Source organism: Telluria sp. AZSoR62 (genome assembly GCF_058111565.1).
The window spans coordinates 1-314 of the sequence record NZ_JBYTST010000204.1 but is presented as its reverse complement, the minus strand read 5'-3'; the positions used below and the strand labels follow the sequence as shown (position 1 = coordinate 314).

1 pseudogene is annotated in these 314 nt (G+C 65.0%); it reads left to right on the top strand.

From position 1 onward, the window contains the following. Nucleotides 1-314 (top strand): annotated as a pseudogene (locus tag AC3XQU_RS23525) (SARP family transcriptional regulator); the annotation flags it as partial.

Below are 314 nucleotides of genomic sequence, written 5' to 3'. Positions count from 1 at the left end.
AGGGGCCGCAAGAGCTGGGCTGTGCTGGGCAGGCTGGTCCGGTCATCGGGGCCGGTTTCCCGCCAGGTTCTCGTGGATGAGCTGTTTTCTGACGCCGACGATCCCATGGGGGCACTGCGGTGGACGCTGGCTGAACTGCGTCGGAAAACGGGCCTGGTCGAAGCTTTCCGGGGCAACCCTGTCTCGCACGGGCTCGGTCCGGATACAGCTGTGGACGTGGCCGAACTCTCGCGGGGCGTGCTGGAAACGGAGATTCCCGAAGGGCACTTCCTGGAAGGGATCGACGTCAAGGGATCGCCAGGGTTTGAGTCCTG